The sequence below is a fragment of the Terriglobus sp. 2YAB30_2 genome (genome assembly GCF_052114765.1).
GTDB lineage: Bacteria > Acidobacteriota > Terriglobia > Terriglobales > Acidobacteriaceae > Terriglobus.
The window spans coordinates 38,427-56,976 of the sequence record NZ_JBFRFJ010000011.1 but is presented as its reverse complement, the minus strand read 5'-3'; the positions used below and the strand labels follow the sequence as shown (position 1 = coordinate 56,976).

The 18,550-nt window shown below is 59.4% G+C and carries 15 protein-coding genes; 6 read left to right on the top strand and 9 right to left on the bottom strand.

The window, feature by feature from the left end; genetic code table 11:
* Nucleotides 1-89: 89 nt before the first annotated feature.
* From AB4Y89_RS16620 to AB4Y89_RS16585, 8 genes are all read right to left on the bottom strand, one after another.
* Complete coding sequence (locus AB4Y89_RS16620) at nucleotides 90-3,629, bottom strand: carboxypeptidase regulatory-like domain-containing protein (RefSeq protein WP_442302057.1); 3,540 nt, start codon at nucleotides 3,627-3,629, stop codon at nucleotides 90-92.
* A 264-nt stretch (nucleotides 3,630-3,893) separates the two neighbouring features.
* On the bottom strand, nucleotides 3,894-5,381 hold the full coding sequence (locus AB4Y89_RS16615) for a pilus assembly protein TadG-related protein (RefSeq protein ID WP_442302056.1): 1,488 nt from the start codon (nucleotides 5,379-5,381) through the stop codon (nucleotides 3,894-3,896).
* Between the two features lie 49 nt (nucleotides 5,382-5,430).
* Nucleotides 5,431-6,375, bottom strand: coding sequence for a hypothetical protein (locus AB4Y89_RS16610; RefSeq protein WP_442302055.1), 945 nt, complete (start codon nucleotides 6,373-6,375; stop codon nucleotides 5,431-5,433).
* Between the two features lie 979 nt (nucleotides 6,376-7,354).
* On the bottom strand, nucleotides 7,355-8,446 hold the full coding sequence (gene trpS / locus AB4Y89_RS16605) for a tryptophan--tRNA ligase (RefSeq protein WP_442302054.1): 1,092 nt from the start codon (nucleotides 8,444-8,446) through the stop codon (nucleotides 7,355-7,357).
* Nucleotides 8,447-8,587: 141 nt separating this feature from the next.
* Entirely contained in the window at nucleotides 8,588-9,286 is a 699-nt protein-coding gene (locus tag AB4Y89_RS16600) for a site-2 protease family protein (RefSeq protein WP_442302053.1), read from the bottom strand.
* A 227-nt stretch (nucleotides 9,287-9,513) separates the two neighbouring features.
* On the bottom strand, nucleotides 9,514-10,059 hold the full coding sequence (locus AB4Y89_RS16595; RefSeq protein ID WP_442302052.1) for a hypothetical protein: 546 nt from the start codon (nucleotides 10,057-10,059) through the stop codon (nucleotides 9,514-9,516).
* A gap of 54 nt (nucleotides 10,060-10,113) precedes the next feature.
* Nucleotides 10,114-10,842 (bottom strand): SIMPL domain-containing protein, encoded by a 729-nt coding sequence (locus AB4Y89_RS16590; RefSeq protein WP_442302051.1) that lies wholly within the window; start codon nucleotides 10,840-10,842, stop codon nucleotides 10,114-10,116.
* 33 nt (nucleotides 10,843-10,875) lie between these two features.
* Nucleotides 10,876-11,061, bottom strand: a complete 186-nt coding sequence (locus tag AB4Y89_RS16585; protein ID WP_442302050.1) for a hypothetical protein — start codon at nucleotides 11,059-11,061, stop codon at nucleotides 10,876-10,878.
* A gap of 74 nt (nucleotides 11,062-11,135) precedes the next feature.
* Between AB4Y89_RS16585 and AB4Y89_RS16580 the strand changes: the two genes are divergently transcribed.
* The 6 genes from AB4Y89_RS16580 (at nucleotide 11,136) to AB4Y89_RS16555 (ending at nucleotide 18,048) form a co-directional block, all read left to right on the top strand.
* Nucleotides 11,136-11,411, top strand: a complete 276-nt coding sequence (locus AB4Y89_RS16580) for a hypothetical protein (protein ID WP_147646374.1) — start codon at nucleotides 11,136-11,138, stop codon at nucleotides 11,409-11,411.
* A gap of 119 nt (nucleotides 11,412-11,530) precedes the next feature.
* Nucleotides 11,531-11,815 carry a hypothetical protein gene (locus AB4Y89_RS16575; protein WP_442302049.1) on the top strand — a complete coding sequence of 95 codons (285 nt, stop codon included), beginning with the start codon at nucleotides 11,531-11,533 and terminating at the stop codon, nucleotides 11,813-11,815.
* A 69-nt stretch (nucleotides 11,816-11,884) separates the two neighbouring features.
* Nucleotides 11,885-12,946, top strand: a complete 1,062-nt coding sequence (gene moaA / locus AB4Y89_RS16570) for a GTP 3',8-cyclase MoaA (RefSeq protein ID WP_442302048.1) — start codon at nucleotides 11,885-11,887, stop codon at nucleotides 12,944-12,946.
* A 196-nt stretch (nucleotides 12,947-13,142) separates the two neighbouring features.
* Nucleotides 13,143-14,264 (top strand): sensor domain-containing diguanylate cyclase, encoded by a 1,122-nt coding sequence (locus AB4Y89_RS16565; RefSeq protein ID WP_442302047.1) that lies wholly within the window; start codon nucleotides 13,143-13,145, stop codon nucleotides 14,262-14,264.
* 76 nt (nucleotides 14,265-14,340) lie between these two features.
* Complete coding sequence (locus tag AB4Y89_RS16560) at nucleotides 14,341-15,942, top strand: hypothetical protein (RefSeq protein ID WP_442302046.1); 1,602 nt, start codon at nucleotides 14,341-14,343, stop codon at nucleotides 15,940-15,942.
* Between the two features lie 216 nt (nucleotides 15,943-16,158).
* The gene (locus tag AB4Y89_RS16555; RefSeq protein WP_442302045.1) at nucleotides 16,159-18,048 is read left to right on the top strand and encodes a M61 family metallopeptidase; all 1,890 of its coding nucleotides are present in this window, start codon (nucleotides 16,159-16,161) and stop codon (nucleotides 18,046-18,048) included.
* 267 nt (nucleotides 18,049-18,315) lie between these two features.
* On the opposite strand, the gene AB4Y89_RS16550 is transcribed toward AB4Y89_RS16555, so the two are convergent.
* A complete protein-coding gene (locus tag AB4Y89_RS16550; protein ID WP_442302044.1) occupies nucleotides 18,316-18,516 on the bottom strand; it encodes a DUF3565 domain-containing protein in 201 nt (66 codons plus the stop codon).
* Between the last annotated feature and the right edge of the window lie 34 nt (nucleotides 18,517-18,550).

Below are 18,550 nucleotides of genomic sequence, written 5' to 3'. Positions count from 1 at the left end.
TTAATCTGACGAGAATCTCATCCATCGCGGTCTCACCCCAACGAACGAAGTTCGTCGGATGGGCACCCAGTGCGTGGGTTGTTTATCCGTTAGAAACGGACGATTGCTACCCACTGCCAGACACGCGGCTGGTTGGCCTGCGAGGTTACCTGGCCGAAGGCCGCGTTGGTCCAATCGGTACTTGGAGTCGAGTAGACCGGATGGTTCAGCAGGTTGGTCGCCTCTGCACGGAACTGAAGCTGGAGCGGTTCATAGAACCGTGCCAGCGAGAAGTTCCGCTGCAGGGCCATGTCCCACTGGTTCAGGAAGTCGGCCCGCAAACCACTGAAACGAATTGGGAAAGTGCGGACCTGGTACTGGTTCGGAGTCGCGCTGGTGTCGATGCCGCTGGTTTGCGTGCTGGTCGTCTTGGTCACGAAGCTGTTGATGTTGAACCAGTAGCCGGCCACACCGGCCGCCTGCGCCGCTGCCGAAGACTTATATCCGTTGCGACCCCAGGCCGCATCCACCGGGTTAGTCCCCTTGTACAACGGGCTGGTGCTGGCCGGGGTGAACGACAAGGGCTGTCCGCTCTGTACCTGGTAGACACCCTGCATCTGCCATCCGCCGACCAGGGCGGAGACGAAAGCGTTGTCGTGCAGGTACTGGCGTCCGCGGCCGAAGGGCAACTGGTAGATGCCCGAGGTGGCGAAGCGGAAGGTGCGGTCGTTGCTGGAGGTTCCGTACCACAGGCCGTAATCCGAATTGTTCAGGTACTGGGTTGCGTCCAGCGATTTCGACCATGTAAAGGCCGAGGTGAAGGACGCTCCGTTCGAGAAGCGCCGCAGCAGTTGCGCCTGCAGCGAGTGATACATCGACATGCCGTTGGTCATGTACGCCGTCACGCCGGTGAACTCCGGATAGGGACGCACCAGCTGCGAGACCGCAACCGTCTTTCCGGAGCCCAGAGAGACGGTCGAGGGAACGATGTTCAGGAACGGATTGGTCACCGTCGCCGACATCTTGGTCGTCGCATCCACGTCATAGCCATTGGTCGCGGTCGAGAGATACTGCTTCGGCACTGGATCGAACTCCTTGTTTACCGGCAGATGCACGCCGTGGTTGCCCACGTAGTCCACCGCGGCCAGCCACGAGCCGAAGGCACGCTGGAAACCGACGCTCCAGCGCTGGTTGTAGGGCACCTGCGGATTCCTCGGCTGGAAGGTGATCGAGTTGCCGAGGAAGGTCTGCATGCCAAGCGAGTTTCCGGTTGGCTGCGCAATGCCGGACGGGAACGGATTGGAGATCGGCGCGGTGAAGGTCACGTTGTCCGTACTCGCCGACTGCGAGGTGGTCGCCGTGAAGCCCTGCTGTGGCAGCAGGAAGGTCGAGGTCGATCCGCCGTTTCCACCCGACAGATAGAAGGTGCTCAGCGAATCGGCAAAGAGGCCGTAACCGCCACGCATCACCGTGTTGTCCATGAAGCGCCAGGAGAAGCCGATACGCGGCAGCAGCATCAGCTTCTGCGCGTCGAAGTCCTTGCGGTCGAGACCCTGGTCTCCCAGGAAGCGAAGGCCGCCGTTGACCGTCCAGGCTGAAGCCGCCGGAAGAGTCGAGTTCGAGCTCGCAATGGTGGCGTACTTTGCCTGTGCCGCCGCTGCGATGGGATTTGCTGTATTGAAGTCGAAGTAGGTGTTCGCCTTCTGGTTACGTTCACTGTTCGGACCTTCGTACTCATAGCGCAGACCAAGGTTGATGGTGAGGTTCGGCAACGCCTTGAAGTCGTCGTGGAACCAACCGGCCATGTAGTTCGACCGCACCGCCAGGTCAGAGTTGATGGTGATGGCCGAGGTATTCGGCAGACCCATCTCAAACTGCGCCAGCGAGTAGTCAATGCTCGCCGAGCCGCCGCTGGTCGACTGCGTGTAACGGCCATCGTGCTGATAGCGGCCGTTCGACTGCGCCGTGATACCGGCGTTGACGTTGTACATGCGGTACTCGTAGCCGGTACGCAGGAAGTGGCGTCCCAGCGTGCGCGAGATCTGCACCGACCCCATGGTGATGTCGTTGTGTGAGATCACGCCGTTATCTGAGTTCAGCGATTGATAACCCGTAATGTCCAGGCGCGGAAAGGCCTGCGCATTCGGTCCGAGACCGTTAATCAGATAGCCGGGCATACCGATCGAGGTCGCATTCAGGATGCCCTGCGACGGCACGACGTTCTGGTTCACAAAACGCGTCCACGAGAGACGAGCTTCGAGCACCGTCGTCGGTGAGAGCACGAAGGTATACCCTACCGCCGCGCCCTTGTTGCGGTAGGTCAGCGTTGTTCCGGAGACCTGGCCGAAGTAGGCGTTTTTGCCCGGTTGCAGACGACGGCTCTGCACATAATGGCCATAGATCGACTGCCGGTTCGAGATCGCCACATCGCTGCGCACGACGTAGGCGTAGTAATAATCCGGTTCGGCGCCTGCATAGGAATAGTTGCTGGCTCCCGCCGGATCGCTGCTGGCTGTATTCGGCGTCGGGTAATACTTCAACGCCGCCGCTGCAATGGGGCTAATGCGTGAGCTGGGGATGATGTTTCCAGGGAACGGATCGCGAACCACTTTGCTGTTCACCGTGCGGCTGGAGTACGGATCGTAAAGCTGGTACTTCGGCAGCAGCGCCGAGAAGTCTCCGTTACGGAAGGCGCTGGGAGGTACGCCAAACGTCAGCACGTTCGGTGTCGCTGCCCGCGAGTGCTCCCATCCAGTGAAGAAGAATGCATGGTCGCGCCACACCGGGCCGCCTACCGATCCGCCCTCGCGCAGCCAGACTGCCTTCGCCGCGGGCTGGCTTCCCAGATGCCAGTAGTTCGCATTCATCGTTGGGTTCTGGTAATAGCCAAAGGCCGATCCATGAAATGCATTCGTACCCGACTTAAGAGCGACATTCACAAAGCCGCCGGCGGAGTGTCCCTGCGACGCGTCGTACGACGACGTCTCCACCTTGTACTGGTTGATGAACTCGGTTGATGGGGTGTATGCGGAGAGGCGGATACGGTTGTCCGGGGCGCCGTCCAGGCGGTACTCCAGCGAGTTCAGCACCGAGCCATTTACCGACACGTTGGCAGTGCCGCTGTCGTAGGTATGGATATTCGGATTTACGCCCGAGGGGATAATGCCCGGCGCCAGGTTCTGCAGCGTGAACGGGTTGCCGTAGATGGAGGGCAGTTCCTGGATCGACCGCTCTTCCACGATCATGCCCATGGAGCCCGTGGTCTCCTGCAGCTGCTGCACGCCGGCGCGCACCTCGATCACTTCGGAGGTCTCGCCGATCTCCAGCGCGGCGTCCTGCTGGTTGGTGGCGTTGACGTCGACCATGGTGTGGATACGTTCCAGCCGCTTGAAGCCGATGCGGTTCACCGTCAGGGTGTAGCTGCCCGGGTTCAGGCTGGGAAAGGTGTAGACACCGTCGTTGTTCGTCTTGGTGGTTTGCTGAACGCCAGTCGCCTCATTGCGCAGCGTGATGGTGGCATCCGGAAGAATGCTCCCGGTGTTATCAGTGATCCGACCAGTAATTGCGCCGCGTTCACTTTGGGCGACAACTGAGAGGGTGGAAGCCAGAAGAACGAAGGTCGTAAGAAACGTTTTTATTGCTCGATACATAAGGGCCTCTGAATAGAAACTCTTGTTTGTGCTGTTTTGGGTGTTTTGGGAAACAGACTAATTGGTCAGTCCACTTCGGTCAGCGAGTATCGAGGTTTGTTACAAATTTTGTCAACTGGAAAAAGCGGAAGGACCTTGGGAGGGAGGTCTGGGAGAGGCAATGGGAATGGTTCGGGACGCTGGCCTGATACTGATGGTCGCGTCCGGAACGACCAGTAATGGCGCCACGTCGTACGGTCTTTGCGGTTACATGCAGCCGCGAGGCTATTGCACCAGTGCAACCTCATTGACGTTGAAAATTGCGGCGGAGTTGAGGTTCATAGTAATGGTGCCATTGCCACCTAGTTGCAAGGCTCCAACGATGATCTCTCCTTGAACCAGAGTGCCGCTTCCCGACCCGCCCTGTAGATTGAGCTGCTGAAACTGAGCTGCGTTACCCAGCATGGTAGTGCGGGTATTGGTCAGGTAGATGGTCCCAACCAGCGTCATGGCTCCGCCACCACCCAGGTTATGACTCGTTGCGGCCGCGGTACGGTCCTGAAAAAAGAGAATGCCTTTATAGGCCGAACCCGATGGTGAGCCGATCAGGTTGATGGTGCCATTGGCGCCAAGGTCGAAGTTGCCGCCTCCTGTGTTGTAGACCATGATGCCGCCACCGGCAGCCGTCCCATTCCAACCTGTATTGGTACCGGTAGATCCGTCAGTAAACCCGGTCGCCATGAGCATGTCGCAGTTCGCCGAACACGACAGGCCTTTGCTCTGAATGTAGTAGATTCCCGGTTTCATCACGGGAGTTGAATTCTTTCCATCAATTCCGGTCGGGTAGATGCCAGGCGAATAGAGCATGCAGCCCTTCTTGGGAGATGCCGGACATCCGCTGGTGCTATTCGCAAGCGCTGCCGGAGCCGGTGCAGTTGGAAGAGCCGCCACATTGGGGGGTGAGACACCGGCCAGAGGATCCTGCATCCAGGAATCTGGTTCCACATAGTGCCCGGTAGTTCCGTAGCTTACGCTGGGCGATGTGCTCGGCCCGCCTGTTACTCCGAGGTCGGCGCCTGTTCCCGTGGTGCAGTTTCCGCTCGTGTCGGCCGGGCCGGCGTGGGACAGATCGATGGAGGAATTGCCTCCGGTGGAGGCTGCCGTCGTAGAGGTGGAGTTGACCTGAATGCTACGGCTGGGGCCACCGCAGATCTTGATCGAAGGCGTGCCTTGCAGGGACAGAGAGCTTGTCTTTGTTGGATGCGTCACGAGGATGGGAACCGGAGCAACGACGCTGACGATGGCGGCTGTGGCCGTAGCGCTCACCGTTGTTGCTGACTGACCGATCAGGCCTATCAGGAATGTGTTCACGCTTCGGCTCACAGTGGCGCGAACAACGTTTACCGGATAGCCTGTCGCCAGGCTCACTCCCGGCGCCCCGCTGCTGCCCGGGTAGTCGATCGTCACGGTATCGCTGGCGGTTCCACCGAAGCCATTATTGCGCGCATAGACGCAAGGTGTTTTAGCGTCGCTGGTGCCGCAAGTAAATGATCCTGATGTCGAAAATGCGGCCGTACCTGATGTATTGGTGCTGTTGAAGACACTCATCATACCCGCAGTAGCAGCTGCATCTGCTGCCGTCTGCGCCATCTGGCGTTGCGAATACAGGTGGGATCCATCTATTCCCAGCCCAACAGCGCCGATCAAAAAGATGCTCATTGCAAGCGCGACGATGATTACCGCCTGGCCATCTTCCTCTTCAAAAAAGCGCATAGCCTAACTCCTCAGGAGGTAATAATCTCTGACTGGGCTCCCCATTGTTTTATTCAGAATTGTGCTCAGTGGCCCCGGTCCCCCCTGGGACCATCGATGTCAGATCCTGTCCGCTCTCCGCCGTAACAGTGGCATATCGTGTGCCAATCGGCCCCCAGCCCTCGCGGGCGTTCGTTGCCCTAATCCATGCAAAGAAGAAGCCGCCCAAATTAATCAGTTTGACGATGAGCAGAAAAACCAAAGGCAGGATCAGGGCATACGCGATCAATGCCTGCCCGCGGTTCTCCTGGAGACGCTTCAGGAAGGCGCGGAAGGTTTTCTTGTCCGCGCCGCCGGGAAGAACCTCTCTGCTGAAGTCGCGCCCTTTCTTCTCGGGTAGTACAAGCAGGAAGAAGACTCCATTCTCGTCTGCCCCCACCACCTGTCCTTTGACCGTAATCGCGCGGTTCGGATCTGTTGCCGGGACGTCCTCGCGTTGTAGAGATAGCATGACGAGCGTGCCGGGATACCAGCGTTGATCGGTCACCAGATAGAGCCTGTCAGAACTGATCTTCTGCACCTTGTGCGCCAGCGGGGCGCCTCCGTCCCAGTAGTGAGCTACCAGCGGAGGATTGTCCCCCAGATCCTTCCTCCGCTTTTTTCGCGATCTCGACGACGTTAGCCCTTCCAAAATCGCTCTCATACTTCGCCCGTACTCCGGGCGTCTCTTGCCCCACTCCCAGCGAGCGCCGTGATGCGCTTTTTCTTTCGCCGGAGCCAGATGTCCGCTCATCTCCTCGGCAACGCAGATCATCATCTGATCTCCGATCTGCGTATTCGTGGAATAGATCGTATGACTCGGCAGTTCAAGAACACTTCCGGCCCGAGTCCTTATCGGTCCAAAGGCGAGAGGAACAATGGATTCAATCAGGTTAATGACCCGGTTTTGGTCATCCAGATAGATCAGGTCGAGTGGGAAAAAAGGTCTCAGGGCATGAACGCCTTGAGAAGGCACGACCCATGTTCCCTCATCGGAGCGGAGCCTCAGTCTTCTGATCGATCTTTTCAGGCGCATCAAGATGCTGCCAGCCGCCTTCACATTCAGGCTCAGGAAACTTTCTCGCGTTAGGTTATAGACGCAATACGTCTTTTCCATATCGCTCCAATGCCTCATAGGCGAACTGCTACCTATAGCCTTCGCACGTAGGTCTCCAATCTTTCCGTTTGCGAATCAAAGGTTCATGTCCTCCCCCTCAAGCAGAGTGGCCGAATACCTTTCTTTCTCATGACATGCAACAGCAACCCTATGCGACGACCAGCTGCCGTTGTGACAGCAATGGTGAAATGTGTGCAACAGATGTCACAGTTCCTCCAAGGGTGCCGGAAGTCTTAACTGAATCTGTCAGTGCTCGCTGGCCGTTTCCCGCTGCGAGCAATGTTTCTGACTGTTGCGATGAAGTCGGAATATCACGACCGATAAGAACGGGATCCCGTTACCTGGCAAAAAACGAAATAGTGTCCCGATGGCAATCGCTGGAGCGTCGGCATCTTCCGTGTCGTCCTTTGAGGTCAACAGAGGCAGGAAAAGGCGGTTGCTGCGCAACCTAGGAAAAGAAAGGCCTTTTCCCACTTTCCCCAGCCACTACGACCACTAGTTATAGGAATTTCGAGCAAATCGACTGTAAAAGGATGTCTGGAGGCTGAACAGCTACAGCCCCCTTAAGCAAATACATTCGCGCTGCGCGCGAACGGGCCCGAATGGACCAGCGATATCGAATTCGATGATTCTCTAGAGCATTTCTCCTGTTGCTGGGTAGCCCGGAAGTGGAGTGCAGCGGCGTTTTCATTATGGAAAACGCCCATAGATAACGAATCCCTACACTACACCTACAGGAGAAATGCTCTAGCTTTCGATCAGATCCAGGAAGAAGAAGGAAAGCCCCTCCGCAAGAGCGAAAGGGGCTTCATGAATCGTTGAAATCTGGCCGCTCCTGCTACTCCATTCCGAGGGCTGCCAGGGCGTCTTTCATGGAGGCGGCGGCCTTGGCGTGGGCCCGGGCGGCGCCTGCTTCCAGGATCTCCGTTACCAGGTGGGGATTTGCTTCATACTTTGCCCGGCGTTCCCGGATGGGGGCCAGCTCGGCGACCACGTTGTCCGCCAGCCAGCCCTTGCACTGGATGCAGCCGATGCCGGCTGTGGTGCAGCCTTCGCGCACCTCAGCCTGCTTCTCTACCGGCGAGAAGACCTTATGCAGGTCGAAGACCGGGCAGACGTCCGGATTGCCCGGATCGGTGCGCCGCACCCGCGCAGGGTCGGTAACCATGGTCTTCAGCTTGGCGCGGATGTCCGCTTCCGGCTCGTTCAGCATGAGCGTGTTGCCGTAGCTCTTGGACATCTTGCGGCCGTCCAGGCCCGGGAGCTTTGGCGAGGGTGTGAGCAGCGCCTGCGGCTCCGGGAAGGTCAGCTCGATCAGGCTGTTGGCCGAGACCTCGGCTTTGATCCGTTCCTTGTCGGACTCTGCCTGTGCGATCGCCTCGCTCCAACGGGAGTCGTACAACTGGTTGAAACGCCGCGCAACCTCGCGCGTGAGTTCCACGTGCGCTACCTGGTCCTGACCGACCGGGACGAAGTCCGGCTTGTAGAGCAGGATATCTGCGGCCTGCAGCAGCGGATAGCCCAGGAAGCCGTAGGTTGCCAGGTCCTTCTCGCGAAGCTGCTCCTGCTGGTCTTTGTAGGTGGGCACGCGCTCCAGCCAGCCCAGCGGGGTAAACATGCTGAAGAGCAGGTGCAGCGAAGCGTGCTCCGGTACATGCGACTGCCGGAAGATGACGCATTTCTCCGGATCGAGACCGCCGGCGAGGAAGTCCAACGCTACTTCGAAGCACTTCTCCTTCACGTTGCCTGGATTGGCATAGTCGGTCGTCAGAGCATGCCAGTCGGCGATGAAGAAGAAGCAGTCGTACTGATCCTGCAGGCGGACCCAGTTATAGAGCGCCCCCATGTAGTTGCCCAGGTGGAGCTTGCCCGTAGGCCGCATGCCGGAGAGGACGCGGCGGCGCGAATTGCTGACAGAGGTTTCGGCCATGATTGAAAAGATGATGGTAAATCAGCGCCAGAGCATTTTTCCTGTAGGTGTGGCGTAGGGCGTCCGCATCTATGGGCGTTTTCCGCAATGAAAACGCCGCTTCGCGCCCCTTCCAGAATATCCGGCAACAGGGAAAATGCTTTACATGCCCAGCAGCAGGCTGTTGAAGGTGCCCAGCAGCGGGCTGAGGCCGATGGAGATAAGGCGCCCGCCGAGGAACATCAGGATCAGGATGGAGAACATACCGATGCGGTCGTAGGTCTCCAACACAGAGTAGGGGAGAAAGTGCCGCAGCACTTTGCTGCCGTCGAGCGGAGGCAGCGGAATCAGGTTGAAGACAAACAGCGACAGATTGATCAGTACGCCGAAGTAGAGCAGCAGCGCGATGGGAAACAGCGTCGGCAGTCCTTCGGTCGATGCCTGGGGAATGCGGAACGCCACCATCACCGCGGTAAGTACCGATCGTCCGCCATCAGCCGTTCCATGCTTGATGATCAGCAGCAGCAACAGGCTTGCCGTCGCTACAAACAGATTTGAGGCCGGGCCGGCGAGCGTAACCAGGATGTCGTCGCGCTTGTATTTCTTGAAGTTGCGTGGCGTGACCGGTGTGGGCTTGGCCCAGCCGATGAGCGGCATGTGATAGAACATCGCGATCAGCGGCATGATGACCGAACCAAACGGATCGATGTGCTTGACCGGGTTCAGCGTGACACGTCCCAGCATCCGCGCTGTGGGATCGCCAAGGCGGTTCGCCATCCATGCATGCGCGGCCTCATGGATGCTGAAGGCAAACACAAGAACGACAAATTCGAACAGGATCAGAATGACTTCTTGATTCATGGATGGCTCTTACTGTGATGGTAGCAGTGCTTCGCAATCCCGCCCTCAGAGGCTGAAAGCCCCTTTCCAATGGATAGCTGGAACGGGACGGCTAAAAGCCGTCCCCTTAAGCAAGACAATTCGCGCGAAGCGCGAATGCCCAGGTCCCCATGGGACACCACCCCAGCGAAACAAGTTCGCCGGGGACCCCGATACCTGGGGCACCCCGGGGACCTGGGTTATTTCAGTTATTTGGCTAAAACTTCGCCGCGCAGGGTTATTGGCTGGCGGTCGTCCAGTATGACACCGCGGCGGATTAGGGTGTTCTCCTCCGCCGTGATGTTGTAGCCGAAGGTCATTCGGATGCCCGAGCAGAGCTCCAGGCCTTTGCCGGCCGAGGCGAAGATGTGACGCGCCAGCATGCAGCGGAACCTTTTTCCCAGCCAGTGATTCAGCCCCAGCGGCGAGCGGTCGAAGGCCTCCCAGAAGAAGAGCAGCGGCTTGCGCGGGTAGAAGCGTGCCGCATCTACCTCCGGCAGCAGCTCTGCCTCGAAGGTGAGGTTGCGCGGGTCGAGTGACTCGATCAGCACATTCATCGGCAGCTCGGTCACGAGCGTGGAGTTCAGGCGACCGCCGTGCGGACGGCCGAGAACGATCTGGTGCAGCTCATCGCGGACGATCTCAGCGCGGCGGTCATAGCCCTCGTGCCGGGTGAACTCGTCGTTCAGGTGAGCAATCCACTTCTTGAAGATGATCTCGGCTTCGGGCGTGGGTCTGAGGTCGGTCGCTGGCATGGCGGAAGTTTAGAGCATTTTCCCTGCAGCTTGGTATCCCGGAAGGGGCGTGCTCTATTCGATCGCGAAGATGGCAGTCACGGTGGCCGAACGCTCCACCTTGCGGCTGTTGATTGCCAGCGGCTGGACCTCAGCCCTGGGAACCGCAGCCATGGTCATGCGCGCCATGGGTATAGGTCTTGGAATCTGCGGAGCCTCGTTGCTGGCGTAGACCAGCGATCCCAGCTTCGAATGCAGGCCGGCGGCCATCTGTTCGGCGATACGCTGTGCGTGGGCCAGCGCCTTGGCGGCAGCCTGTGCCTCCAGCGCTGCCTCGTCCTTCAACTGCCAGTCGATGGCTCCGCTCTGGTTCGCCCCGGCCTTCACGGCTGTATCCAGCACCTTGGCGGCGCTTTCGGGCGAGGTCTTCACGCTCCAGGATTGGACCAGGCGGAAGCGGTTCGCGGCGCGGTCCGGGGGAAGCTGCTTGATCTCAAAGTCGTTCAATGGCGAGAGGTTCTGGTTCTCGCTCTCGATGCTTGCCTTCTCTACACCGGCAGCGGTCAGCGCTCCCATGATGGCGTTGGAGATGCGCGATCCCTCGGCATAGGTGCCCTGCTCATCGCGGCCCAGCACCTGGTAGCCGACATGCACGACGGCCAGATCTGCGTCGGTGGTCACCGAGTCAGAGGCGGAGACCGAGATCGTACGGTTCTCTTTATTGATCTGCAGCGTTGGCGTCTGGGCCAGCGCGGCGATGGTGGCGGCGGATAACAGGACAACAGCGAAGAGGGGGGACTTCATTTGGGTCAAGACTCCTTACCTGCCCTTGGACGTCTACGCTTCCTTCTCAGAGAGCAGGTCGGCCAGGGTTTCTTTATGTTTCGCCTTGCGGCTTTCGGCCTTTGCCTTGGTGTCGGGCAGCGTTTGCGATGGCGGCGGCGTGCCGACACGCTCGCGCGCATTGGCTTTGACTGCCTTGGTTGCCGAGAATACCTGTTTTTTTGCCTTAGGACGTGCCATCAACTCCTACTATCACGGGAAATTCCCCTGCCGATTATGCAATACTTTGGGTCGCTGATTGAGGTGCAGTGCCCATGGAAGAGCGCGATTTTTTCAATGAGCGGGCAGAGTCCCGCAACCATACACTTACCTGTCCCCACTGCGGCCAGGCCCAGGAATACCAGCTTAATTGGCTGGTCCGCCGCAAAAAGCCTGCGCTGCAGGGCCGCGCCGACGAACGTGACCGCGCCCGCTTCGCTAAGGCCCAGAGCTACATGGTGCTGCGCGATGACCTGGTCGGCTGCAAAAATATCCGTTGCCGGAAGAGGTTCGAGGTCACCGGCATCAAAACCATGGCCTTTCTGGACTAGGGCATGCCGTCAAACTCCTGCCAGTTGGCGTCGGGAGTTTGATGACACGCCCTCAATCACGCCGCTCGTCCGGCTGTGGTTTAATAGCAGACAAGCAAGATTTTCAGGAGACAGGAACGATGGCAAACAAGCTGATCCCAGCCGCGGAACGCAACCTTACCCCGGAAGAGGTGGAGATTCTTGACGCTCGTCGCCGCCGCGGACAGTTGCTGCTGGTGATGGGCGGGCAGTGCCTGATCGTCTGCATCGTGCTGACCCTTTGGGCCGGCCAGGATGCCACCTACTCTCCCGGCGTGATCCACCCCATGGTTTACTGGTGCGCGATTACGGGCATCTTTGCCCTGACTTTCCTGATCAACGGCCTGCGTCTGCGCAAGGGAACCAACGAGTTCCAGAGCTACTAAGGGTAGGCAAACGATTTACCAAGGCCACCCGGCAGGGTGGCCTTTTGCGTCCTATACTTGAGTCTCCACATGTCTTTTCCCTCCATGGCCGTGGTGGAAGAGCAAATGCCCACTGGTAATACCCCGATGGGCAGCACGGTACGGCTGCGTGATAAGTTCGACCGCGCTATTACCGACCTGCGGCTCTCCATCACCGACCGCTGCAACTTCCGCTGTGTCTACTGCCGCAGCGGCCAGGGTGCAACCCCGGTGCACGAGCTGCCCATGGCCGACTACGCCCGTATCGCCCGCGTCTTTCTGGGAATGGGTATCGAGAAGATCCGGCTGACCGGCGGCGAGCCGCTGCTGCGTCACGATCTTCTGGAGTTGATCGCCGAGCTGGCCCAGATGCGCACTCTCGATGGCGACCGTCCCGATATCGCCCTGACCACCAACGGCCACCTGCTTGCCGAGCTTGCCGAGCCTCTTCGCCGCACCGGGCTAAGCCGCATTACCGTCAGCATGGATGCGGTCGATGCCGAGACCTTTGCCCGCATTACCCGGGTGCCGCGCAGTTATGAGCGCGTTCTCGAGGGCATTCGCGCCGCAAAGGCAGCCGGCCTGGCCCCGGTGAAGGTGAACTGCGTGCTCATGAGGGGCTGGAACGACGACCAGATCGAGCGCTTCGCCGAGTTTGCGCGCACCGAGGATGTCATCGTCCGCTTCATCGAGTTCATGCCGCTGGAAGAGGACAAGGTCTGGTCCCGCGATCTGGTGATTCCTCTGGAAGAGATCGTCAATCGTCTGAGCAACGTCGGCGACCTGGTGGAGCTTGCCCCCAATTCCGTTAGCGAAACCGCCCGCCGTTACGGCTTTAGCGATCGCCGCGGCGAGATTGGCATTATCGCCCCTGTCTCACATCCCTTCTGCGGCCACTGCAGCCGCGTCCGGCTTACGTCGGACGGTAAGATTCGCACCTGCCTCTTCTCGCATCTCGACCACGATCTGCACGCAATCATGCGGCGCGGTGGAACTGACGAGGAGATGTCTTCGTATATCAGGCATATCGTTGACCGGAAAGAAGAGCGGCATCACATCGGCGACACCGGGTTTATCAAGCCAGTACGCGCAATGGTGCAGATCGGTGGCTGACCGCAGATTAGAGCATTTTCCCTGTTGCTGGGTATCCCGGAAGTGGAGTGAAGCGGCGTTTTCTTTGCGGAAAACGCCCATAGATGCTGAAGCTCTACACTGCACCTACAGGGAAAATGCTCCAGGTTGCGATTACTTTCGTTTTGTAACATTTGTGCTGTATTTGCTGTACGTTAGCTTCGGCGGACTCTCTTAGGTGATTCGACGGCGACAGTTCGAAGCCATTGAAGGCGGGCAGATGGATCAGGTCCGCGTCTTCCACGATGTGGCGCGTGCGCTCACGTCGCAACTGGAGCTCGGCGTCATTCTGCGGACCATCATGGACAAGATGGCGCAGTTTTTCGCACCGGAGCGCTGGTCGCTGCTGATGGTCGATGAAAAGGCCAACGAGCTCTACTACGAGATCGCGGTCGGCGAAGAGACCGAATACCTGCGCACGCTGCGCCTGAAGATGGGCGAGGGTGTTGCCGGCTGGGTGGCTCAGAGCAACCAGGCGCTGATCGTGCCCAGTGTGACCACCGACCCGCAGTGGTCGGCCTATGCCCGCCGCCATCCGGAGCTCAACATGCAGTCGCTGGCGTGCGTGCCGATTCAGGCGGACGGCAAGGTGCTGGGAGTCATCCAGTTGATGAACTCCAAGCTCGACCTGATGAGCGAGTACTCGGTCACCTTCCTGCGCATTCTTTGCGACTACGCCGCTATCGCCATTCAGAACTCGCGCCGCATGGAGCTGATCCAGGAGCTGACCATCACGGATGACGTGACCGGCCTATTCAATGCGCGGTATCTCTACAAGGCGATCGAGGAAGAGGTCCGCAAGGGCCGCCGCAACCACTTCAGCCTGATGTTCATGGACATGGATCACTTCAAGGAAGTGAATGACACCCATGGCCACCTGGTCGGCAGCCGCCTGCTCGCTGAGGTTGGCAACCTGCTGCGGCGTGTCTTCGGCACCGCGAACCCGGCCTTCCGCTACGGCGGCGATGAGTTTGTCGTACTGATGCCCGGCGTTGAAAAAGAACGCGCCGTCACACTGGCCCGCACTATCTATGACACGTTGGGCGAGTCCCGCTTCCTGACCGGCGAAGGCCTTTCACTGCGCGTGCAGGGAAGTCTTGGCCTGGCCACCTTCCCCGAGGACGGCGACACCGTGCACTCCATCATCCGTGCGGCCGACACCATGATGTACGAGGTGAAGAACACTACTCGTAACAATCTTGCTGTGGTGGGCATGGGCCTGCTCTACGATCGCCCGATGCAGACCCCCGAACAACGCGAAGCGCGGGGAACGGCGATTGGGCAGTCGATGGTTACATAGCTAGTTGCTGGTTCCTAGTTGAGGCAGAGCCTCGTTTGTGTGACGTGTAGCCTAGCAGAGAAACTTGCTCTTCCTCATGAGGAATCCCGACGCTCCAGACCAACTAGCAACCAGGAACCAGCAACTAGCAACTGCGCAGCAAACGGCTGCGCTCATCACCGACTTCTTTCAGGCCTATCCCCACGCGGCCATCCTCGAGCACGGGGCGCTGCTTTTCGATATGCGCTCGGCGCAGTGGAGTTTGAATACCGATCACAATCGCTGCACGCTTCATCTTTGGAGTGAGGAGCGGAATCTTACGCGGCGTGTCTTGTCTGCGGAGGCTCGCAGCAGCGGCTTGCGGTTGAGCGTGCAGCGGTTTGGCCAGCCGAAACCTACGACGCTGGATCTGGTCTCGAAGCAGGAGCGGCGGCTGCCTTCGACTCGTGATGCTGCTCGCAGGCAGTATCTGCGAACGCTGGAGCGTGTGCTTGTCCGGAACTATCCGGAGTGGAAGCCGGCGGGTTTCAGTACTGCCATGGATCTGGAGCGCAGTTTTGGACCGGCGTATGCGCGGGGTGTGATCACGCGTGGGCAGCAGGCGTGGGCGGTGCTTGGGGTTGGGCCGGAGGAGTCGGCGCAGACCGTCGATGGTGTGCTCACACTGGGCATTTTGTGGCTGCAGCTCTGCCGCGAGCGGGCGATGGGGAAGCATCTCTTTGCGGGACTACGCATCGTTGTTCCAGCAGGCACGGCGGCGCTGACGCTGGCGCGCATGGCGTGGCTGAATCCGCGGATTGCGCAGTGGGAGCTGTATGAGCTTGATCCTCGAGCGGAAGAGCTGACGCAACGCGAGCCTGCGGATCATGGCAATCTGAAGACACGGCTGATCCATGCTCCGAATCCGGATACTACGCGTTTTGATGTTGCGATCGCGAAGGTGATGGAGCTGGTTCCGGCTGCGTCGCGTGGGCTTGTGGAGCAGCGGCTGCGGTCTGCGACGGAGCTGGCGTTTCTGCTGCATGGGCTGGAGTTCGCCCGTATTGTGTTGCGGAGCGCAGCGAACTCCTTTGCGCACACGCTGGAGATCACGGTGGGCGCGGGTGCGAATGAGACCTTGCTCAATGACGCGGACCGCGATGCGCTTCGTGCGTTGGTCAGCGAGCTCTTTCAGCGACGCCGGCCTGAGGGCGACAGCAACGATCCGCTCTTCAGGATGCAACCGGAACGCTGGATGGAGTCGCGTTTGAGAACCAGCCTGCCGGAGATGGATGAAGCTCTGCGGGCAGCGCCTGTCTATACGCAGGTGCCGGCTTTTGCCGCTACGGATCGCGGCATGCTCGATCTGCTCGGGGTCACCAACGGCGGGCGGCTTGCCGTGCTGGAGCTGAAGGCGGATGAGGATCTCCATCTTGCGTTGCAGGCGCTTGATTACTGGATCCGAGTGCGTTGGCATGCGAGGCTTGCTCCGCATGAGACGGTGAATCCGCTGCAGCAGCATGGATATTTTCCCGGCATTGGGCTCTCGCAGGATGTTCCGCTGATGTACCTGGTGGCTCCGGCGCTGAGAATTCATCCCGCGACGGAGGTGGTGTTGCGGCATTTGAAGCCGGAGGTGGAGTGGCATTTGATTGCTCTTGATGAGCATTGGCGGACGGAGATTCGGGTGACGTTTCGGAAGCATTCGCCGAAGGTGTAAGAGCAGATCCCTAGGGGATGACAAACAAAAAACATTCGCGCTTCCGCGCGAACTTCCCACATAAGCTTGCACCCCAGCGAACAAAGTTCGTCGGGGACCCCGCGGCGCGTATGTGGGGCACCCTGTCGTGCCCCACCAAAGGCCCGTGACTCACCATTCAACAATTCAACCATTCAACTATCGGGGCCGAAGGCCCCGCCGATCTAGAATTCCTCCATGCATCTTCGCTGCGCTCTGGCGCTCCTCGCCCTTCCTCTCGCCGCCCTGGCCGCTGATAAAAAGACCGTCGCAAAGACTCCGGAGGCGCCGTCTGCGCCGATCCGGCTTTCGGTTGATCTGACGGACTCTTATCGTCATCTCGTGCATGGCACGGAGATTATTCCCGTCGTCGCTGGACAACTTACGCTTGAGTATCCGGAGTGGATTCCCGGCACGCATATGCCTGCGGGGCCGATTGCGCAGTTTGCCGGTATCTTCTTTACCGCGAATGGCAAGCCGCTGGGATGGCGTCGTGATGATGTCGATATGTACGCCTTCCACCTGGAGATTCCTGCAGGTGTCAGTGAGATTGAAGCGAAGTTCGACTATCTGGATTCCACCGATCAGCGGTCCTTTACCAGTAACAACCTTGCGGTGCTGGAGTGGAACTCGGCTGTGCTGTATCCGGCGAAGATTCCTGTAGCGAAGATCAAGGTGACTCCGTCGATCACGCTGCCTGCGGGCTGGCATGGTGGTGGAGCTCTTGTGCCCACAAACACCAACGGCAACACCACTACGTTTGAGACCACCGATGTAGAGACGCTGGTCGACTCGCCTTATATCGCCGGCAAGTACTTCCACGAGATTGCGCTCGCGCCGGAGTGCACGCCGAAGCACTTCCTTGATGTTGCTGCCGACACGGAAGAGGCTGCGAATCTGCCTAAGGCTACGATCGAGGCGGCCAGCAAGCTGGTGCGCGAGACTCGGCCTCTCTATAAGAGCTCGCATTATCGCGACTATCACTTCGTGCTTTCGCTGTCGGACAAGATTCGCGGTGAGGGGTTGGAGCATCATCAGTCGTCGGATAACGGCGTGGAGCTGGATGGCTATAGCAGCCCGGCGATGGCTGTGAGCAATGCAGATTTGCTGCCGCATGAGTTTACGCACTCGTGGAACGGCAAGTATCGCCGGCCGGCACGGCTGTATCAGCCTGACTACGCTACGCCGCAGCAGGGTGACCTGCTGTGGGTGTACGAGGGCATGACGCAGTACTGGGGCAATGTGCTGTCGGCGCGGGCGGGCTTCTGGACGGCGGAGAACTATCGCGATGCTCTGGCCTCGTCTGCTGCGTCGCTGGATACGCGGCCGGGGCGCCTGTGGCGTAATGCGGAGGACACGGCGATCGCGGCACAGTCGATCCGCGGCGGATCGCAGGCGTGGGTGAGCTGGCGGCGCTCGCAGGATTACTACCAGGAGGGTGAGCTGATCTGGCTGGATGCCGATACGACCATCCGCAAGCTGACCAACGATCAGAAGTCGCTGAATGACTTTGCGGCGCTCTTCCTCGGGGCGGGCGGCGATACGCCTGCGAAGGTGCTGCCGTATGAGTTCGACGAGCTGGTGAAGGATCTCAATCAGGTCGTCGCGTATGACTGGGCGAAGTTCCTGAAGGATCGCATTCTGTCGCACGGCCCCGGCGATCCGTCGATCGAAGGCCTGGCGCAGGCTGGCTACACGCTGGTCTACACGGACACGATGTCGTCTTATCAGCGCAGCGGCCTCGCCCGTCGCGGCACGGTGGATGCGCTGTACTCGCTGGGCTTCCGGGCGAATCGTGAGGGCGTGATCAGCGATGTCTATATGGACTCAGTCGCGTATAAGGCAGGGCTGGGACCGGGGATCAAGATTGTGGGTGTGAACAGCACGGCGTTCTCCGGCGATGCGCTGTATGGAGCGATCAAGGCGGCGAAGGGGACGGATAAGACGATCGATCTGCTGGTGGCGATCGGGAATGATCTGAAGACGATCTCGCTGAATTATCACGATGGGGAGAAGTATCCGCATCTGGTGCGGGCGGAGGGATCGCCGGCGTATCTGGACGAGATCATCAAGCCGATGGTGAATTAACGGTCTGGGTGTATCGCGCTACGCGCGATCCGCTTTGCTTAAGGGCACGGCTTTCAGCCGTGCCGTACGAGGGTACAACAAGGCAAGCGGCTTCAGCCGCTGAGGTCACTGCATGGGCCTTGCGACTTTGCCCTCAGGGGCTGAAAGCCCCTTTCTTTTGGCTGTTGGTACGGGACGGCTGAAAGCCGTCCCCTTAAGCAAGACAATTCGCGCTCCCGCGCGAATACCCAGGTCCCTAAGGGGACCCGGGGCACCCAGTGTCGTGGCTCACTTGGGAACTTCACCACACTTCAGGCACTCGAAGGACTTCCCGATCCACTCGGCCCGTCCATCCTCGGTCACTACCCACTCCCGCGTCTGCCAGGGCGGATCGTGCCGCACATGCCGGGTATGACCGCATTCGAGATCGGCGACCCAATGCCCCTCATCATCCTGATGAAACCCGACAATCGCCCGATGCACGCCCATACGCTCCACCCCCAACTAGAGCATTTTCCCTGTT